At 35.8% G+C, this 13,913-nt stretch carries 13 protein-coding genes; 5 read left to right on the top strand and 8 right to left on the bottom strand.

Going from position 1 to position 13,913, the window contains the following annotated elements; translation table 11 throughout:
- Positions 1–22 precede the first annotated feature (22 nt).
- From QSG86_RS07035 to QSG86_RS07025, 3 genes are read left to right on the top strand one after another with little or no spacing between them, the layout of a single operon-like run.
- A complete protein-coding gene (locus QSG86_RS07035) occupies positions 23–907 on the top strand; it encodes a decaprenyl-phosphate phosphoribosyltransferase (RefSeq protein ID WP_317030839.1) in 885 nt (294 codons plus the stop codon).
- Positions 908–940: 33 nt separating this feature from the next.
- Positions 941–1,357 carry a divergent PAP2 family protein gene (locus QSG86_RS07030; RefSeq protein WP_317030838.1) on the top strand — a complete coding sequence of 139 codons (417 nt, stop codon included), beginning with the start codon at positions 941–943 and terminating at the stop codon, positions 1,355–1,357.
- A gap of 15 nt (positions 1,358–1,372) precedes the next feature.
- On the top strand, positions 1,373–2,572 hold the full coding sequence (locus QSG86_RS07025) for a sel1 repeat family protein (protein ID WP_317030837.1): 1,200 nt from the start codon (positions 1,373–1,375) through the stop codon (positions 2,570–2,572).
- Positions 2,573–2,677: 105 nt separating this feature from the next.
- Here the strand turns inward: QSG86_RS07025 and wrbA are convergent, their stop codons facing one another.
- Positions 2,678–3,271: an NAD(P)H:quinone oxidoreductase gene (wrbA, locus tag QSG86_RS07020; RefSeq protein WP_317030836.1), complete on the bottom strand. Its 594-nt coding sequence runs from the start codon at positions 3,269–3,271 to the stop codon at positions 2,678–2,680.
- A gap of 112 nt (positions 3,272–3,383) precedes the next feature.
- Here wrbA and QSG86_RS07015 point away from each other — a divergent pair, with 112 nt between their 5' ends.
- Positions 3,384–4,628: a YihY family inner membrane protein gene (locus QSG86_RS07015; RefSeq protein WP_317030835.1), complete on the top strand. Its 1,245-nt coding sequence runs from the start codon at positions 3,384–3,386 to the stop codon at positions 4,626–4,628.
- Between the two features lie 144 nt (positions 4,629–4,772).
- On the opposite strand, the gene QSG86_RS07010 is transcribed toward QSG86_RS07015, so the two are convergent.
- Positions 4,773–6,161, bottom strand: a complete 1,389-nt coding sequence (locus tag QSG86_RS07010; protein ID WP_317030834.1) for a methylenetetrahydrofolate reductase C-terminal domain-containing protein — start codon at positions 6,159–6,161, stop codon at positions 4,773–4,775.
- A gap of 257 nt (positions 6,162–6,418) precedes the next feature.
- Between QSG86_RS07010 and QSG86_RS07005 the strand changes: the two genes are divergently transcribed.
- On the top strand, positions 6,419–7,216 hold the full coding sequence (locus tag QSG86_RS07005) for a thioesterase family protein (RefSeq protein ID WP_317030833.1): 798 nt from the start codon (positions 6,419–6,421) through the stop codon (positions 7,214–7,216).
- Between the two features lie 75 nt (positions 7,217–7,291).
- Here the strand turns inward: QSG86_RS07005 and QSG86_RS07000 are convergent, their stop codons facing one another.
- The 6 genes from QSG86_RS07000 to QSG86_RS06975 form a co-directional block, all read right to left on the bottom strand.
- Positions 7,292–8,314, bottom strand: a complete 1,023-nt coding sequence (locus QSG86_RS07000; protein ID WP_317030832.1) for an HlyD family secretion protein — start codon at positions 8,312–8,314, stop codon at positions 7,292–7,294.
- 40 nt (positions 8,315–8,354) lie between these two features.
- Positions 8,355–8,561: a DUF1656 domain-containing protein gene (locus QSG86_RS06995; RefSeq protein ID WP_317030831.1), complete on the bottom strand. Its 207-nt coding sequence runs from the start codon at positions 8,559–8,561 to the stop codon at positions 8,355–8,357.
- Complete coding sequence (locus QSG86_RS06990) at positions 8,549–10,645, bottom strand: FUSC family protein (RefSeq protein WP_317030830.1); 2,097 nt, start codon at positions 10,643–10,645, stop codon at positions 8,549–8,551. Before QSG86_RS06990 ends, QSG86_RS06995 begins: the two co-directional genes overlap by 13 nt.
- Positions 10,646–11,398: 753 nt before the next feature.
- Positions 11,399–12,241 carry a taurine dioxygenase gene (gene tauD, locus QSG86_RS06985; RefSeq protein WP_317030829.1) on the bottom strand — a complete coding sequence of 281 codons (843 nt, stop codon included), beginning with the start codon at positions 12,239–12,241 and terminating at the stop codon, positions 11,399–11,401.
- A gap of 10 nt (positions 12,242–12,251) precedes the next feature.
- The gene (gene tauC, locus QSG86_RS06980) at positions 12,252–13,127 is read right to left on the bottom strand and encodes a taurine ABC transporter permease TauC (protein WP_410487451.1); all 876 of its coding nucleotides are present in this window, start codon (positions 13,125–13,127) and stop codon (positions 12,252–12,254) included.
- A complete protein-coding gene (locus tag QSG86_RS06975; RefSeq protein WP_317030828.1) occupies positions 13,128–13,913 on the bottom strand; it encodes a taurine ABC transporter ATP-binding protein in 786 nt (261 codons plus the stop codon).

Here is a 13,913-nt window from a genome sequence, read left to right as displayed (position 1 = left end):
ATTAAATCAAAGTTGATAAAAGATGTATGATCATATAATACTTAATAAATCGATTCTAGGAGAAATTAAAGGACTAATTAAACTGATACGCCCTAAACAATGGGTGAAAAATAGTTTCGTATGTGCACCTTTAATTTTTTCAGGATTATTTCTTCATTTAGAATCAATTGAATCAACTATTTATGCAGTTTTATTTTTTTGTTTAGCAGCATCAAGTGTCTATATTATTAATGACTTAAAAGATATTGATCAAGATCGTATTCACCCAGAAAAAAGTAAGAAAAGACCTTTAGCTTCAGGTGAAGTTTCAATTAAAAGTTCGATTATATTTTTAATCTTAATATATATATTAATTGGATTTTGTTGGCTATTTAACCCCCATTTACTCTATGTAATTATTATTTATTTAGCTTTAAATTTCGCTTATACCTTTAAACTTAAACATAAACCTGTAATTGAAATTTTTATTGTTGCTTTTGGTTTTGTATTACGTGTCTATGCAGGTGCAGTTGCACTTAATGTGCCAATTTCAGACTGGATGTTTGTCACTACACTGAGTATATCTCTATATTTAGCTTCAATTAAAAGACGACAAGAATTAATTCATAATGGCTCACAAAGTCGTGGTGTATTAGAACATTACTCGATTTCTTTAATTGATCGTTTTGCTGAAATGGCTGCAGTCTGTTCAATTATCTTTTATAGTTTATACGTAATGTCCGTACAACCCAAACTGATTATTACAATTCCTTTTGTTATGTTTGGTTTATATCGTTACTGGTTTATTGTTGAAACATGCTCAGAAGGTGAATCACCCACAGATATTATTGTTCAAGATATCCAAATATTAACTACTGTATTTGCATGGATAACATGTTGTATTTGGGTATTAATTCCTCATTTTTAATGATTATTAACTTAATATCTTTTGGTGAATGATTTGAATTATTATATCTATTTAATTACTCCTTTTTGTGCGTGGCTCACCGCTGGGATTTTAAAATTCTGTATCAATTCAATCAAGACTAAAAAATTAGCCTTTACACTGATTGGTTATGGTGGCCTACCAAGTAATCATAGTGCAATCGTCAGTAGTACAACAGCACTGATTGCATTGCAACAAGGGATCGATACAGCTGCTTTTGCAGTTGCAATAACCTTCACCTTTATTGTCCTACTCGATGCAAATAGCTTAAGACAACAAGTCGGAAAACATGCCATAGCCATTAATAAAATTAATAGCAATAGTCCCCAAGAAATACCTTTACGAGAGCGTATGGGGCATACCCGTTTAGAAATTTTTGCTGGAATAATTACGGGTATTAGTGTGGCTTATTTTCTCTATATTCTTTTATAATTTTGGTTTAATGATATGTTTCATTATTTAAAAAATGAAAGGGTAAAGTTATATTTAACTTACCCTTTCTTCATTTTATTTATTGTTTTATTTTTACATAGCCGAGCCTTTTCTCTTGATTTTAGCCTGTCCTTAGACCCCTATTTATATAGTTCTTGGCTTTTTAATTATCAATATGGTTTTATGAAACGTGGATTGGTTGGAGAAACGCTCAGCTTCCTTAATATTTCTAGAGATTATAATCATGTTAGATTAATTGCAATATTTATTTTACTTTCACTATATTATCTTTTATATATTTTAATTATTAAGACTCTAATTAATTTAAAATTAAAAAACAATGAAGTACTTACTTATGCTTGTTGCTTCTTTTTTTGTTCATTTACGCTATCACAGTTTATTTTAGAAATGTCTAGATTTGATCAAATATTTCAAATACTCGTAATATTGTTTTTAATTCTATTATTAAAAAAAGCCAACATATATTTATGTTCTTGTTATATTTTTATTGCTATACCCTTAATCACACTGATTCATGAAGCTGGGATTATTATATTCATTCCAACACTTTTATTACTTTATTATTTACAATACAAACAAGTCATTCCTATATTTTTATTTTCAATCTATGCATTTATTTCAATTATTTTAATTTCTTACTTTGGCAAAATAAATGCAGATCAATTACAGCTATTGGTTGAAAATTACCAAACATATAGAGGCTATAATGAATTTGCCTTTAGAACAACATCATTAAGTCTATATGACAATTTGATCATGAATTATCATTCATTTATTGATAATAAAATGCTGGTCCCATTGACACTTTGCTTAACGATTATCGCTCCAGTTATTTTTTTTGTTATAAAATCAATTCCTCAAAAAAAATATCTATGGTTATTTATCTTCAGTATGTCACCACTCGCTTTATCCGTTATTGCTTTCGATTACTTTAGATGGATTAGTCTATTTCTTTTTAATAGTATTATTCTTTTAATTTATTTAATTAATTCCAATATAATTCAATCAACACAGCTATTGTATAATTTAAATAAATATAAGAAAAAAATATTACTTTATAGCCTACTCTCGTTATTTTTAGGGCCGTTAGGTGTTGTTAATCTATATCCACATATTCACGTGAATAATAATGGTGGATTATCAACCAAAAATTTACCTATAGAAATTCATCAAAAATTAAACTTTCTTCATTAAATCATCAATTCAATACTATTAATTATGATGATCCCCCACATAATAGAATTTATGTGAGGGATGTTAATCAGAATAGCAAAAGTAAATTAAAAAATTTTGAATGAATCAAGATAATAATTTTGCAGCAGCTTCTGCTAATCGTCGACCTTGCATTTCACATAAAGAACGCTCATCCTGACTTAAGCTTTGCTCATGTCGTGGTCCACTGACATGACTTGCGCCATAAGGTGTACCACCTGTCTTTGTATTTGATAATGCAGGGTTGGCATTACTCAGTCCCATAATTAGCATACCATGATGAAATAAAGGCGGTAACATCGTTAATAATGTACTTTCTTGACCACCATGCATGGAACCTGATGCCGTAAAAACACATGCAGGTTTACCATGCAGTGCACCACTTAACCATAAGCTTGTGGTTTGATCTAAAAAATATTTTAACTCTGCAGCCATATTACCAAAGCGTGTTGGTGAGCCTAAAGCCAAACCAGAACACTGGGCAAGATCATCGAGACTACAATAAATATCACCATCTTCAGGAATACTTGCTGCTGCTTCTGTCACCACGGTTGCCAGTTGCGGAACTGTGCGAATCTTGACGGACATCCCCGTGGATTCAATACCATTGGCAATTAAATGGGCCATTTCTTTTGTTGCGCCATATTTGCTGTAATATAGAACTAAAATATACGGTTGCATATGTTGTTATAAATAAGACCTGAAAGATTCAAACTATACGGTATTTTTGCTATTTTTGCTAAATTTTGGCAACAATCAGTACAATCCCAAAATAATTGAGATGACTTAAAGCATGATTGCATATTTAAAAAAGCTCCCTTTTTATCAAAAGACTTGGTTTCAATTTATATTATTTGTATTACGTCGTTTTGAATCAGATCATTGTCGGCAACAGGCGGGTGCACTGACCTATACGACGTTATTTGCAGTGGTTCCAATGCTGACTGTGTTTTTAGTGATTATTTCTTCAATCAAAGCATTAGAACCTGCTAGACAACAATTACAACAACTTATTTATAGTAATTTTTTACCTAAAACGACGATTGCATTCGATAAACTTTTAAGTGAATTTACTGATAAATCAAGTAACTTGACCGTTATTGGCGTACTTTTTTTATTTGTAACCACAGTACTGATGCTCACCAATATTGAAAATGTATTTAATAGAATCTGGCGAGTTCAGGAAACACGTGGTGGTATTTTAGGTTTTATGCGGTATTGGACTATTATTTCTCTCGGTCCTATTTTATTGGGAAGTGCTTTTGTCATTTCATCAACACTTGCATCACTCAACATCCTAAGCAATAACTTTGCAGGCTATGAAATTGATGGCTCTTTTATTCTCTGGAGCATTTCTTTTACTTTAACGATCTTAGGTTTTTTTATTCTATATTGGACGATTCCCAATCGTACTGTTCCACTTAAAGCTGCATTTATTGCTGGAATTTTTACGGCAGTGATTTTTGAATTACTGAAAAATTTATTCGGCTTTATTATGTCTAATTTTACCAGTTATCAAATTGTCTATGGTGCATTTGCTGCAATCCCTATTTTCTTACTTTGGGTATTTTTAACCTGGAATATTATTCTGTTAGGTGTAGAACTTAGCTATGCCATTACAGCATTTCACTCAGGTGCTAATCAAAAAAATCATCCCATCATCATGTTACTTAGCTTACTTCATTTCTTTTATACCAAGCAAAAAACGGGAGAGGTCGTTAGTGAATCCGAAGCACTCAGTATTTTAGGATGTGATGAAATTGGTGCCTTACCTGCCTATCTGGTATTACTGGAAAAACAGAACTTAATTCGTCGTATGGATGATAATAATTATGCCTTGATTCGCAACCTCTCTGAAGTCAATTTTTGGCACTTTTATCAACAGCTGCCTTATGCTCTTCCACATGAAAAAGATTTGGTCACGTTTAATGCACAACAGCTTTGGTTACATGACTTTATACCGGTGTTAATTCAAGCAGATCAATATCTGGAAACAACACTTTCTATGCCGCTATCTGCCGTCTTTAAAGATAAATAAATTTTAGACAATTTTAATTAAATAACACAGTATCTTTATTTTATCGCTACTGTGTTATACACATAAAATCTTAGAATGTAACAAAGCGCTAAAAAGATGCACTATCCTTTCGCTTTTGGCCTCGATCATTTCTGTATCGTATTATCACGATTTAACATACCAATTTTGCCAAGAACTTGTCCCTCTGATCGCAATCGGTACAGTAGGAATCAATGTGTTTTCTAATACTTCTGTCTGTTGGACTGCTTTAGCTAAACTGGCTTTAACGGAGTGAATACATTGCCGATCACCAAATTCACAACGATCTAAATACGTTCCCCCACATGGACCGTTGGCCAACCCCTTTGGACAGGTTTCGGGACAAATATACAGTGTTTCAGCAATTCGGCACTGACCACAACTCTCACAGCCTAAAATCCCCTGTTTGCTTAGCTGCTCAGTTTTTAATAACATTTTTTGAGCAAGGTGTTTTTGCCAAAAAGAGGGATTAAAAATAAAATGCCCCATGCTTCGAGCAACTTTAGAGTTAAAAAACATGTCATGCATGATCTGTAAATACTGATATTTAGCAATTTGCTGGGATGTAACTAACGGCATATCATGATCAATATGTGGTCTCAATGCTTCATCTGAGGTAATCTCCCACAACTCGTTCCATAGACGTTGACAAGCTGTAAAGTCCAGATGACGATATTGCTCGATATAATCGGCCAGTAAATGCTGTTCCTTGGCTTGATGGCAGGCGGATAAATGCACACCTGCAAAACCCAAATGCTGACACATTAAAATTTGTAGTGCACAGCGTCTATAAACACGATCACCTAAGCCTGCTTGCTGTTCTTGTTGCAGTACGTTCAGCATATGTGGCGTTAAAACAATACCAGCCGTTTTATTTTTTAACATAAATTGAGCACGTGGCAAAGTGAGTGGCATCACACAGGCCAACAATTTAAGTGAATAGTTTTGCTGTTTTAAAAATTGCTGTAACTGTATTAAAGCAGCCATATCATAGCCGAGCTGCGTAATAATAAAATCAGCACCTGCTTTGATTTTTTTATGCAGTTTAAAATACTGAGCATCCTGTTCTGCTTGCGTATACTTAAAAGGATTAAATGCAACGCCAATGTAGAAATAGTCATAGGCTTTAGCCGCCATAACTGCATTTACAGACTCCAAGTAACGTGTTCGTGGATGTAAGTCATCACCATCATGGTGCTGTTTAAGTTTATCTCCCGTAAGTAATAATAAATTCTGATACTGTTGCTGCTTTGCTTGAACTAAAAAATGCTCAAAATCGCTGATATCCCGATCTTTTCCCGCATAATGCAATACTTTATCAATTGCTGCAGCATAATCAGCAGCACGATCAATCACGGCAATATCATGGTCACTCTGTACTCGATCTGCCAACGTGATACACACCGGATAACCTGCCAATGTCGGTTGTATAGGTACAATCTCTGCAATTGAAGTTAAATGCTCCAATAAAACACAAAACCTATTCTGTGCCAAATAATATGAAAGTTGAGACATACACCAAGACAAAATATACAACAAAATATATGGCCATTATAAAGGCAATTATTCATCTATAGAGAAAATTGTTGATCTGTTTATTTACATCCTATTGCAATATCAATTTTTCTAAAATAAACATAAACCACTGATAGATTGAATCGATTGATATTATTTTTTTAGACGCATGAGTTTTTAATTAAAAAAAATGAGGCAATTAATGGCATGATGGTCAATGAAAAATAATTTAATTTTGAAAGGATAATCAAAAACCAATGTCTGCTTATTACCAATTATTAGATAGAGTCATCACTGAAGATACTGTCACAAGTCATTATCGTCCCACGCTACATACACAAGGTGCATGGAATGCTCATGAACAACATATGGCTGCTGCCAGTGGTGTTTTAGCTGCAGAACTAGAACAATTTCAACCACGTTCAGATCTACGAATTGGACGAATTAGTTTTGATATTTTTGGTCTCATCGCATTAAATGACTTTAGCATTAGCAGCCAAGTGATTCGTGCTGGAAAAACGATTGAGTTAATTGAAGCCGTGATGCGTGCCAATAATAAAATCTGTATCGTCGCTCGGGCTTGGCGAATGTGTACACAAAACAGTCAAAGCGTAGCAGGTCTGGAAGATCAATCCATCCATCGTCCTGAAGATTATCAACCTTGGACAGGAATCAAACGTTGGCCTGGTGGTTTTATTGAAAGTTTAGAAGCACGAACCAATAGTGATAGACGCGCAGGTAAAGGAATTGTCTGGCTCAATAATTCATTAGCCATGGTCGAAGATCAACCTACTTCTGATTTTGTACATCTTATGGGCATGGTTGATACTGCAAATGGTGTAGTGGCAAGACAAGATGAGGCCTTTACTTGGGGCTTTCCAAATCTAGACTTACAAATTCATTTATATCGGGCCCCAACAGGTCAATGGCTAGGTCTAGAAACCGTACAACAATACGGCGCAGATGGAATTGGTTTAACCAGTTCTATTCTACATGATAGCCATGGCCCATTCGGTCGTAGTGAACAAATTCTAACGCTAAGAAAATTAGATTAAAGCGCATCTATATCAAAACGGCCATAAGCTAAACGCATAAACTGAATGGCGCTATTTTACTCAGCAGCATCCTATTTAGGATGCTTTACGATTTTCAGATGGTGCCACAATATGAATGGTCACTGTACGACCCGCAACAAAAGCCAATTCATTTTCTGGCACTTCATCTAAGGTAATTTTAACAGGAACACGCTGTGCTAAACGGACCCAACTAAAAGTTGGATTCACATTTGCCAATAAACCAGTACCTGAACTGCGTTCACGATCCTCGATGCCTGAAGCAATACCCTGCACATGTCCTCGTAATTGCTGTGAATCACCCATTAACTGAACGGTTGCAGGTGCACCAACATAAATTTTATTGAGTTTTGTTTCTTCAAAATACCCCACCACATAGAGCTGTTTACGATCCAATAGTGCTGCTACAGCTTCTCCCACCTTAACATAATTACCGGCTTTTAATTCAAAGTTAGATAATGTTCCATCTGCAGGCGCAACCACTTCGGAACGTGTCAAATTAAGTTCAGCCAAATCTAGATGACTGGTCGCCACATCAATTAATGCCTGTTGCTGTAGTATATTGGCTTTGGCTTGCTCTATGGCAGCCTTAAATTGTTGATGTTCTGCATGAGTTTGATCACGAACAGCAAACATTTGATCTTGTTCCTGTTTCGAAATTGCGCCATCCATCAAGTTGGCATAACGATGGGCATTTTGATCAGCCAATTGAATATTGGCTTGAGATTTCAGTAAATTGGCTTGGGCCTGACCTAATTCAGCTTGGGCTGCCACCAGTCCAGCTTTGGCTTTCACAAGATCTGAACGTGCCTGCTCAACATCCAATGCTTGACGTGCAACATCAATTTTAAACAGTATCTGTCCTTTTTTAACGCTCTGATTATCATGAACCAAAACTTGTGTGACCAAACCTGAAACATCTGAAGAAATTTGCATAACATCCCCACGAATACGACCATCACGTGTCCATGGTTCAGCATTGTAATAATTCCAGATATGTCGCAGTGCAAACATGGCCAAAATGATGACAATAAACAAAACTAAAGGTCGAATAACCTTACGAGAATCAATAGAAATCATGTTTATTTTACCTCATTGTTCATGTCAAGTCGTGGCGTGCTTAGGGCAAATAAAGCAGAAAAACCCAATGAATGAGCCATAGAATCACGATATAAAATGCTAAATAAAAGATACCTGGAAAAGCAATCCAAGTCTGAGTGGCCCATCGATCCATCAAGATCATCACTAACCGTAAAATAAGATAAGCAATGATGGCTTGGATCAATAACACCGGAACATAGACACCATAAATATTTAATTCACCCATGATGCTGCTCCTTTCCAATATATTGGTGTGGTGTCTTGTACAGCAACATGACACAAACTACTTTGAATATTGTTTAAAGAAAGCTGTAAACGTTGTATAAGATTTAAATCGTCATACATGATAATTTGTTGTTGAATAGCCTGAATTTTTTCTAAAACTTTAACTCTAAATACATCATCTTCAATATGTAATTCTTTAGCACTAAAAAAATCATCTAATTGTTGTTGCAGATCATTCAGTGCAGTATAGAGCGATGGAAATTGAGCTAGTTGCCCCATCAATTCTTGTATTCGGGTTAAATCAACCACAGCACTTGATTCAATCAAAGCAAGATGAATATTTTTTTTGAGTGTATCAGATTGCACAACTTTACTATTTAATACCCCAATACGATCCAACATACTGCGTAAATGAATACGAAATTCAACACCATAAGGAATATAAAGTGCCTGACGAATCGCTTTATAATGTAATGATAAAATACGCTGAGCAGTGATATCCGGTGACATCGCGCGTACTAAATGGATGATATAAACTGAAATAATCGGCCCAAGTACGGTACCAATAGCAGCATCAAAAAAGAAAACTTGATCTAAATTATAACGATTTTGTAGATTGAGTCCCATCACAGTGCCCATCAATACAGGTAAAGCAAGACCTGTTAATGGTGGATGAGGAAACATCATTAAACAGTAAATAATAAAAGGCGCTAAAACGATAACCAGTTGCCAAAATTCACTAATATTCGGGAAAATGCCATAAGCATAAATAAATACCAATATACCAGCATAAATATTGCCTCGAATAAACATTTTTAATGCAGGGACTGGATTATCCATAACCGTCAAAATACACGCACTGATTGCAGCCATTTCTGCTAACATAAATCCAGCTTTCCAACCGCTGATGATCCAAAAACCTGTTGCAATCACAACCACTAAAAAGGCAGAAATACCTCCTCGTATTGCAATCCCATGATCTCGATGCAAACTGGGATACTGGGTGGTTAAAGGCACAATGCTTTCTGGTAAAGTCGCCTCTCCTTGCTGGATACGTTGCCAAATCCATTGAATAGCACGGATATTTTCAATAAAATGCCGAATATCCATTTTAAGACTGGCCAACATTACCTGTTGTGAAGGTGTTGCAACAGCAAATAAGTTGTGAAAATCCTGCTCAAACTGCGCAGGTAAAATATGAAATGACTTCTCATCAATCACGCTATCAGATTGTAGAACGGCTTGAATATGCTGACTGGTCTGTATCAAATCATCACGATATTTTAAATCAATTTGATCTAACTGTTTAATCCGTTCAGCCATAGCCACCATATTGGCCACCAGCATACTCAGTTGATGTAGCATTTCTTGTAAGGGTTTGGTCATCCCTTTTAATGTTGATTTTTCATAACTCAAATGTACTGCCATCACATGAATATCTGTAATGTCTGTGGCAAGATGACGTAATGCCTGACTATAGTTGCTAAATTCATCTCCATTAACCAGAATTTTTTCAAAAAGTGCATGCGTATCTTGTAAGGTTTTCGATACCCGTGTATGAATGGCAGGACCAATATGCATCGGAAAAATCGTCGTCGTTACAACCGCACTACATACCACGCCAACGGTAATTTCTAAAAATCGGCCAATCGCCATATCAAAAACAGAACTGGTATCAATATTATAAATAATGTTATAGCTGATAATCACCGTGGTATAACCTGCCAACATACAGATATAACTTCTTGGCGTTCGATCCAACAATGAAATATAAAGACAAAATCCGACCCAAAAGGCGAGAAAAAAAGTAAATAACCATGGTGTATTGATTAAAAAAGGGGTTGCAACTACAGCCACTATGGCACCTAATAAGGTGCCTAATAGCCGATATAGACTTTTAGAAGACGTCATCCCTGCATAGGGATTAGCAATCACAAAAACTGTTCCAACAGCCCAAATTGGATAAGCAAGATTCAGAGAAAACGCCACATAAAGTGCAAGCATACCTGCCAAAAACGTTTTAATCGCAAAGATCCAATCCAATTTATTTGGACGAAAAGCGAGAATCGGTCGTATTAGCAACATAGCTTATCTCTAAAAACATCTATCATTTTCTTTTAGAAAAATCTCAGTGCGTTATAAAGCAAGCGATATAACGTAATTACATAAATCAAAGAAGTGATAGATCAACACCATGATGACGTGTTGCTATTCAAAGGAGAGTTAAATATCTCATAGAACAAATTAAAGGCAATTTATTCACTTTTAGATATTTTGTTAGTCAATTTTTACAAATACACTTTAATTTGTCAATATTATTATCTTAATATGATAATTTAATGAGTAATAAATCATCACAGCATAATTTTGCTCACCTTATAGTCAGTCACATATTGTCTAAAATGAAAGTACAACTCAATTGAAGGATAAGCAGATTAATCGTTTTAAGCATTGACTTATATTTAAACAATAAAGCATAGATAATCACTGAATTTTGGTTAGATCATAGTCAATACACATCACATATGATCAAACTAATATGATCAGTACTATACGTGGTGATGTTATGACACTAGCGGATGGGATACGACAAGAAAAAAATACCAGTAAAAACTCAAAACTACCCTGATAAAATGGGCAAAATTTATCTCTATCCTGATATCGGATGACGTATTTTTTGAATGAGATCATGCTGAATGATCTCATCAATTTCTAAAGGATCAACTGATAACTCAACTAACATCGTATGTGAACGGATGATCTATTGGTGCTCATAAAGAAACTCAATACCAGCTAAAATCATGGATATCATCCCATTTAGAATTAACTGTTACTCATTTATGGTGCTGTATAATAAGGAACGGTACCATTGATCGTTGCACGATGCATAATCCGATGTGCATCACCATAATCAAATAAAGCTTTATGCTGAGTACTACGGTTATCCCAAATTGCCACATCACCCGCTTGCCATTGCCAACGTAAATGAAATTCAGGTTTGACAATATGTGCAAATAACCAAGCGAGTAAATCTTCATTCTCGCTATCTGAAAGTTGATTAATATCGGTAGTAAAACCTTCATTAACAAATAAGATTTCCTCCCCTGTTTCAGGATGAGTACGGATCACAGGATGAATAACAGGTGGATATTGACGAAACGATCGCTCTAAACGTTGTTGATCTTCAAGCGAAGTCGCAAAACGCTCTGTAGGAAATGATTTTCGCATATCGTGCGTAGCAGTTAATCCACGTAACTGCTGTTTTAAATCTTCAGGCAAGGCCTGAAATGCAGCAGTACCACTTGCCCATAAGGTATCACCACCAGAGGCAGGTATTTTGATGGCTTGTAAAACACACCCTAATGGTGGCGTTTGACTAAAAGTAACATCAGTATGCCATAAGTCATTATCACGTAAGTCTTGACGATGACTATCAAGAATAATTACTTCAGGTGCTTCATCCAGTGCCGGATAAATAGGATGAATATGTAAAGTACCAAAAATTTTGGCAAGTTTAACCTGCGATTGTGCTGTCAGCATTTGCTGGCGGAAAAAAATGACTTGATGTTTTAATAATGCACGATGAATGTCGGCAGCGATTTCTGAATTAACTTGATTTAAATCAACACCTTCAACAATTGCACCAATATTTGGATTAATCTGTTTAATTTGTAATGACATAACTTCTCTTCTACATATTTTGACCGTACCACGGCGCTAACTGCTGTTGTAACCAGCGTAAAAACAATTCAAAACTTACCGCAACCACTGCAATCACAATAATGCCTAAGATCACTGTATCCGTGACTAAGAATTGCGCTGCAGATTGCACCATAAAGCCAATACCGCGATCTGCTGCAACCAATTCCGCAGCAACTAATGTTGACCATCCCACGCCTAAACCAATACGAATACCGGTGAGAATATGTGGCAATGCCGTCGGTAAAATCACAAATTTAAAAACCTGAAACCGAGTTGCCCCTAAAGATAATGCAGCACGCTCTCTATTCTTTTGATGACTTAACACGCCATACGTCGAACTAATAATGATCGGTGTCAGAATAGAAAAGAAAATCAAAAGAATTTTAGTGGTTTCACCAATTCCAAACCAAATCACCAGTAAAGGTAAATATGCCAATGGCGGTATAGGACGCAATAATTCAACCAATGGATCAAGGACAGCACGTATCCACTTATTTAATCCCATCCACAGTCCTAGTGGCACACCAATCAAAATTGCAGCAAAAAGTGCCAATAACACTCGACCAATACTTTTAGCGAGATGCTGCCATAATGTGGCTTGCATAAAGCCTTGTTGACTCACTTCCAAAAATTTTTGCCAGACTGCTGCTGGACTTGGTAAGAAAAGTGATGGAACAATATGTAAAGCCGTCACGATATACCAGAGCAATAGCAGTGCTAAGACACTCGAGAGACTAATAGCAACAATCATATAATGTTGTGAATAGATTCGTATTGTATTGATGGTCTTACCGATGACTTTACGAGAAGAGCGCTGATTATTGCGCAGTGCTTTCGCCATACTGGGTTGTGATTGAAAACTCATTTAGTGCTCCAATGCATGCAACTTCTGCTGTTTAAGATGTTCAAACAAGCGTTCTCGAAGTACGATAAAACTAGGATCTGATTTAATGTCGCGTATTGACTCCCCTTGACGATAACGTGTCGCAAAGTCCAGATTCAAAATTTCAATAATGCGTCCAGGACGTGCGGCCATGAGAACCAATTGCTGACTTAACAATAAAGCTTCTTCAATATCATGCGTAATCAAGAAAAAGCCTTTATTCTCTTTGATCCACAAATCGAGTACCAATTGCTGCATGTTTTCACGTGTAAAAGCATCTAATGCAGCAAAAGGCTCATCCAGTAAAATAAAAGGGGCTTGGCTAATTAATGCGCGTGCAATGCCAACTCGTTGCTTCATTCCTCCAGAGAGTTGCCAAATATTTGCCTGTGCAGCATCTGACAATCCCACTGTATCTAAAATAGCTGCTACCCGACGGGTTATTTCATGAGGATGGATTGCATTTAATTTAAGTGAAAATCCTACATTATCAGTAACATTTAACCATGGTAATAAAGCATGTTCCTGAAAAACGACTGCACGACGTGCATCTGGACGGGTTACCACTTCATCATCAATTTTGACAGCACCAGCACTCATTTTTTGAAAGCCAGCCAAGATATTTAGCAAGGTGGTTTTGCCACAACCTGACTCACCCACTACGACGGTTAAAGATGATTCTGGAATATTTAAATTGATATTCTGTAATACAGCGATATCTTGCTGTGGATAGGTTAAATTAATATTTTCAGCTTTTAACGTCTGCAT

It is taken from the genome of Acinetobacter sp. SAAs474 (genome assembly GCF_032823475.1).
Taxonomy (GTDB): domain Bacteria; phylum Pseudomonadota; class Gammaproteobacteria; order Pseudomonadales; family Moraxellaceae; genus Acinetobacter.
Note: the sequence above shows the minus strand (reverse complement) of the source record. Positions and strands in the feature narration are given on the sequence as shown.

Excerpts from the sequence above, each read along its gene's own strand:
- QSG86_RS06975 (WP_317030828.1), bottom strand. The coding sequence starts at position 13,913 with ATGCAGACGTTAAAAGCTGAAAATATTAATTTAACCTATCCACAGCAA.
- tauD (WP_317030829.1), bottom strand. The coding sequence starts at position 12,241 with ATGTCATTACAAATTAAACAGATTAATCCAAATATTGGTGCAATTGTT.
- QSG86_RS07035 (WP_317030839.1), top strand. The coding sequence starts at position 23 with ATGTATGATCATATAATACTTAATAAATCGATTCTAGGAGAAATTAAA.
- wrbA (WP_317030836.1), bottom strand. The coding sequence starts at position 3,271 with ATGCAACCGTATATTTTAGTTCTATATTACAGCAAATATGGCGCAACA.
- QSG86_RS07010 (WP_317030834.1), bottom strand. The coding sequence starts at position 6,161 with ATGTCTCAACTTTCATATTATTTGGCACAGAATAGGTTTTGTGTTTTA.
- QSG86_RS07000 (WP_317030832.1), bottom strand. The coding sequence starts at position 8,314 with ATGATTTCTATTGATTCTCGTAAGGTTATTCGACCTTTAGTTTTGTTT.
- QSG86_RS06995 (WP_317030831.1), bottom strand. The coding sequence starts at position 8,561 with ATGGGTGAATTAAATATTTATGGTGTCTATGTTCCGGTGTTATTGATC.
- QSG86_RS06990 (WP_317030830.1), bottom strand. The coding sequence starts at position 10,645 with ATGTTGCTAATACGACCGATTCTCGCTTTTCGTCCAAATAAATTGGAT.
- QSG86_RS07015 (WP_317030835.1), top strand. The coding sequence starts at position 3,384 with ATGATTGCATATTTAAAAAAGCTCCCTTTTTATCAAAAGACTTGGTTT.
- tauC (WP_410487451.1), bottom strand. The coding sequence starts at position 13,127 with ATGAGTTTTCAATCACAACCCAGTATGGCGAAAGCACTGCGCAATAAT.
- QSG86_RS07025 (WP_317030837.1), top strand. The coding sequence starts at position 1,373 with ATGTTTCATTATTTAAAAAATGAAAGGGTAAAGTTATATTTAACTTAC.
- QSG86_RS07005 (WP_317030833.1), top strand. The coding sequence starts at position 6,419 with ATGTCTGCTTATTACCAATTATTAGATAGAGTCATCACTGAAGATACT.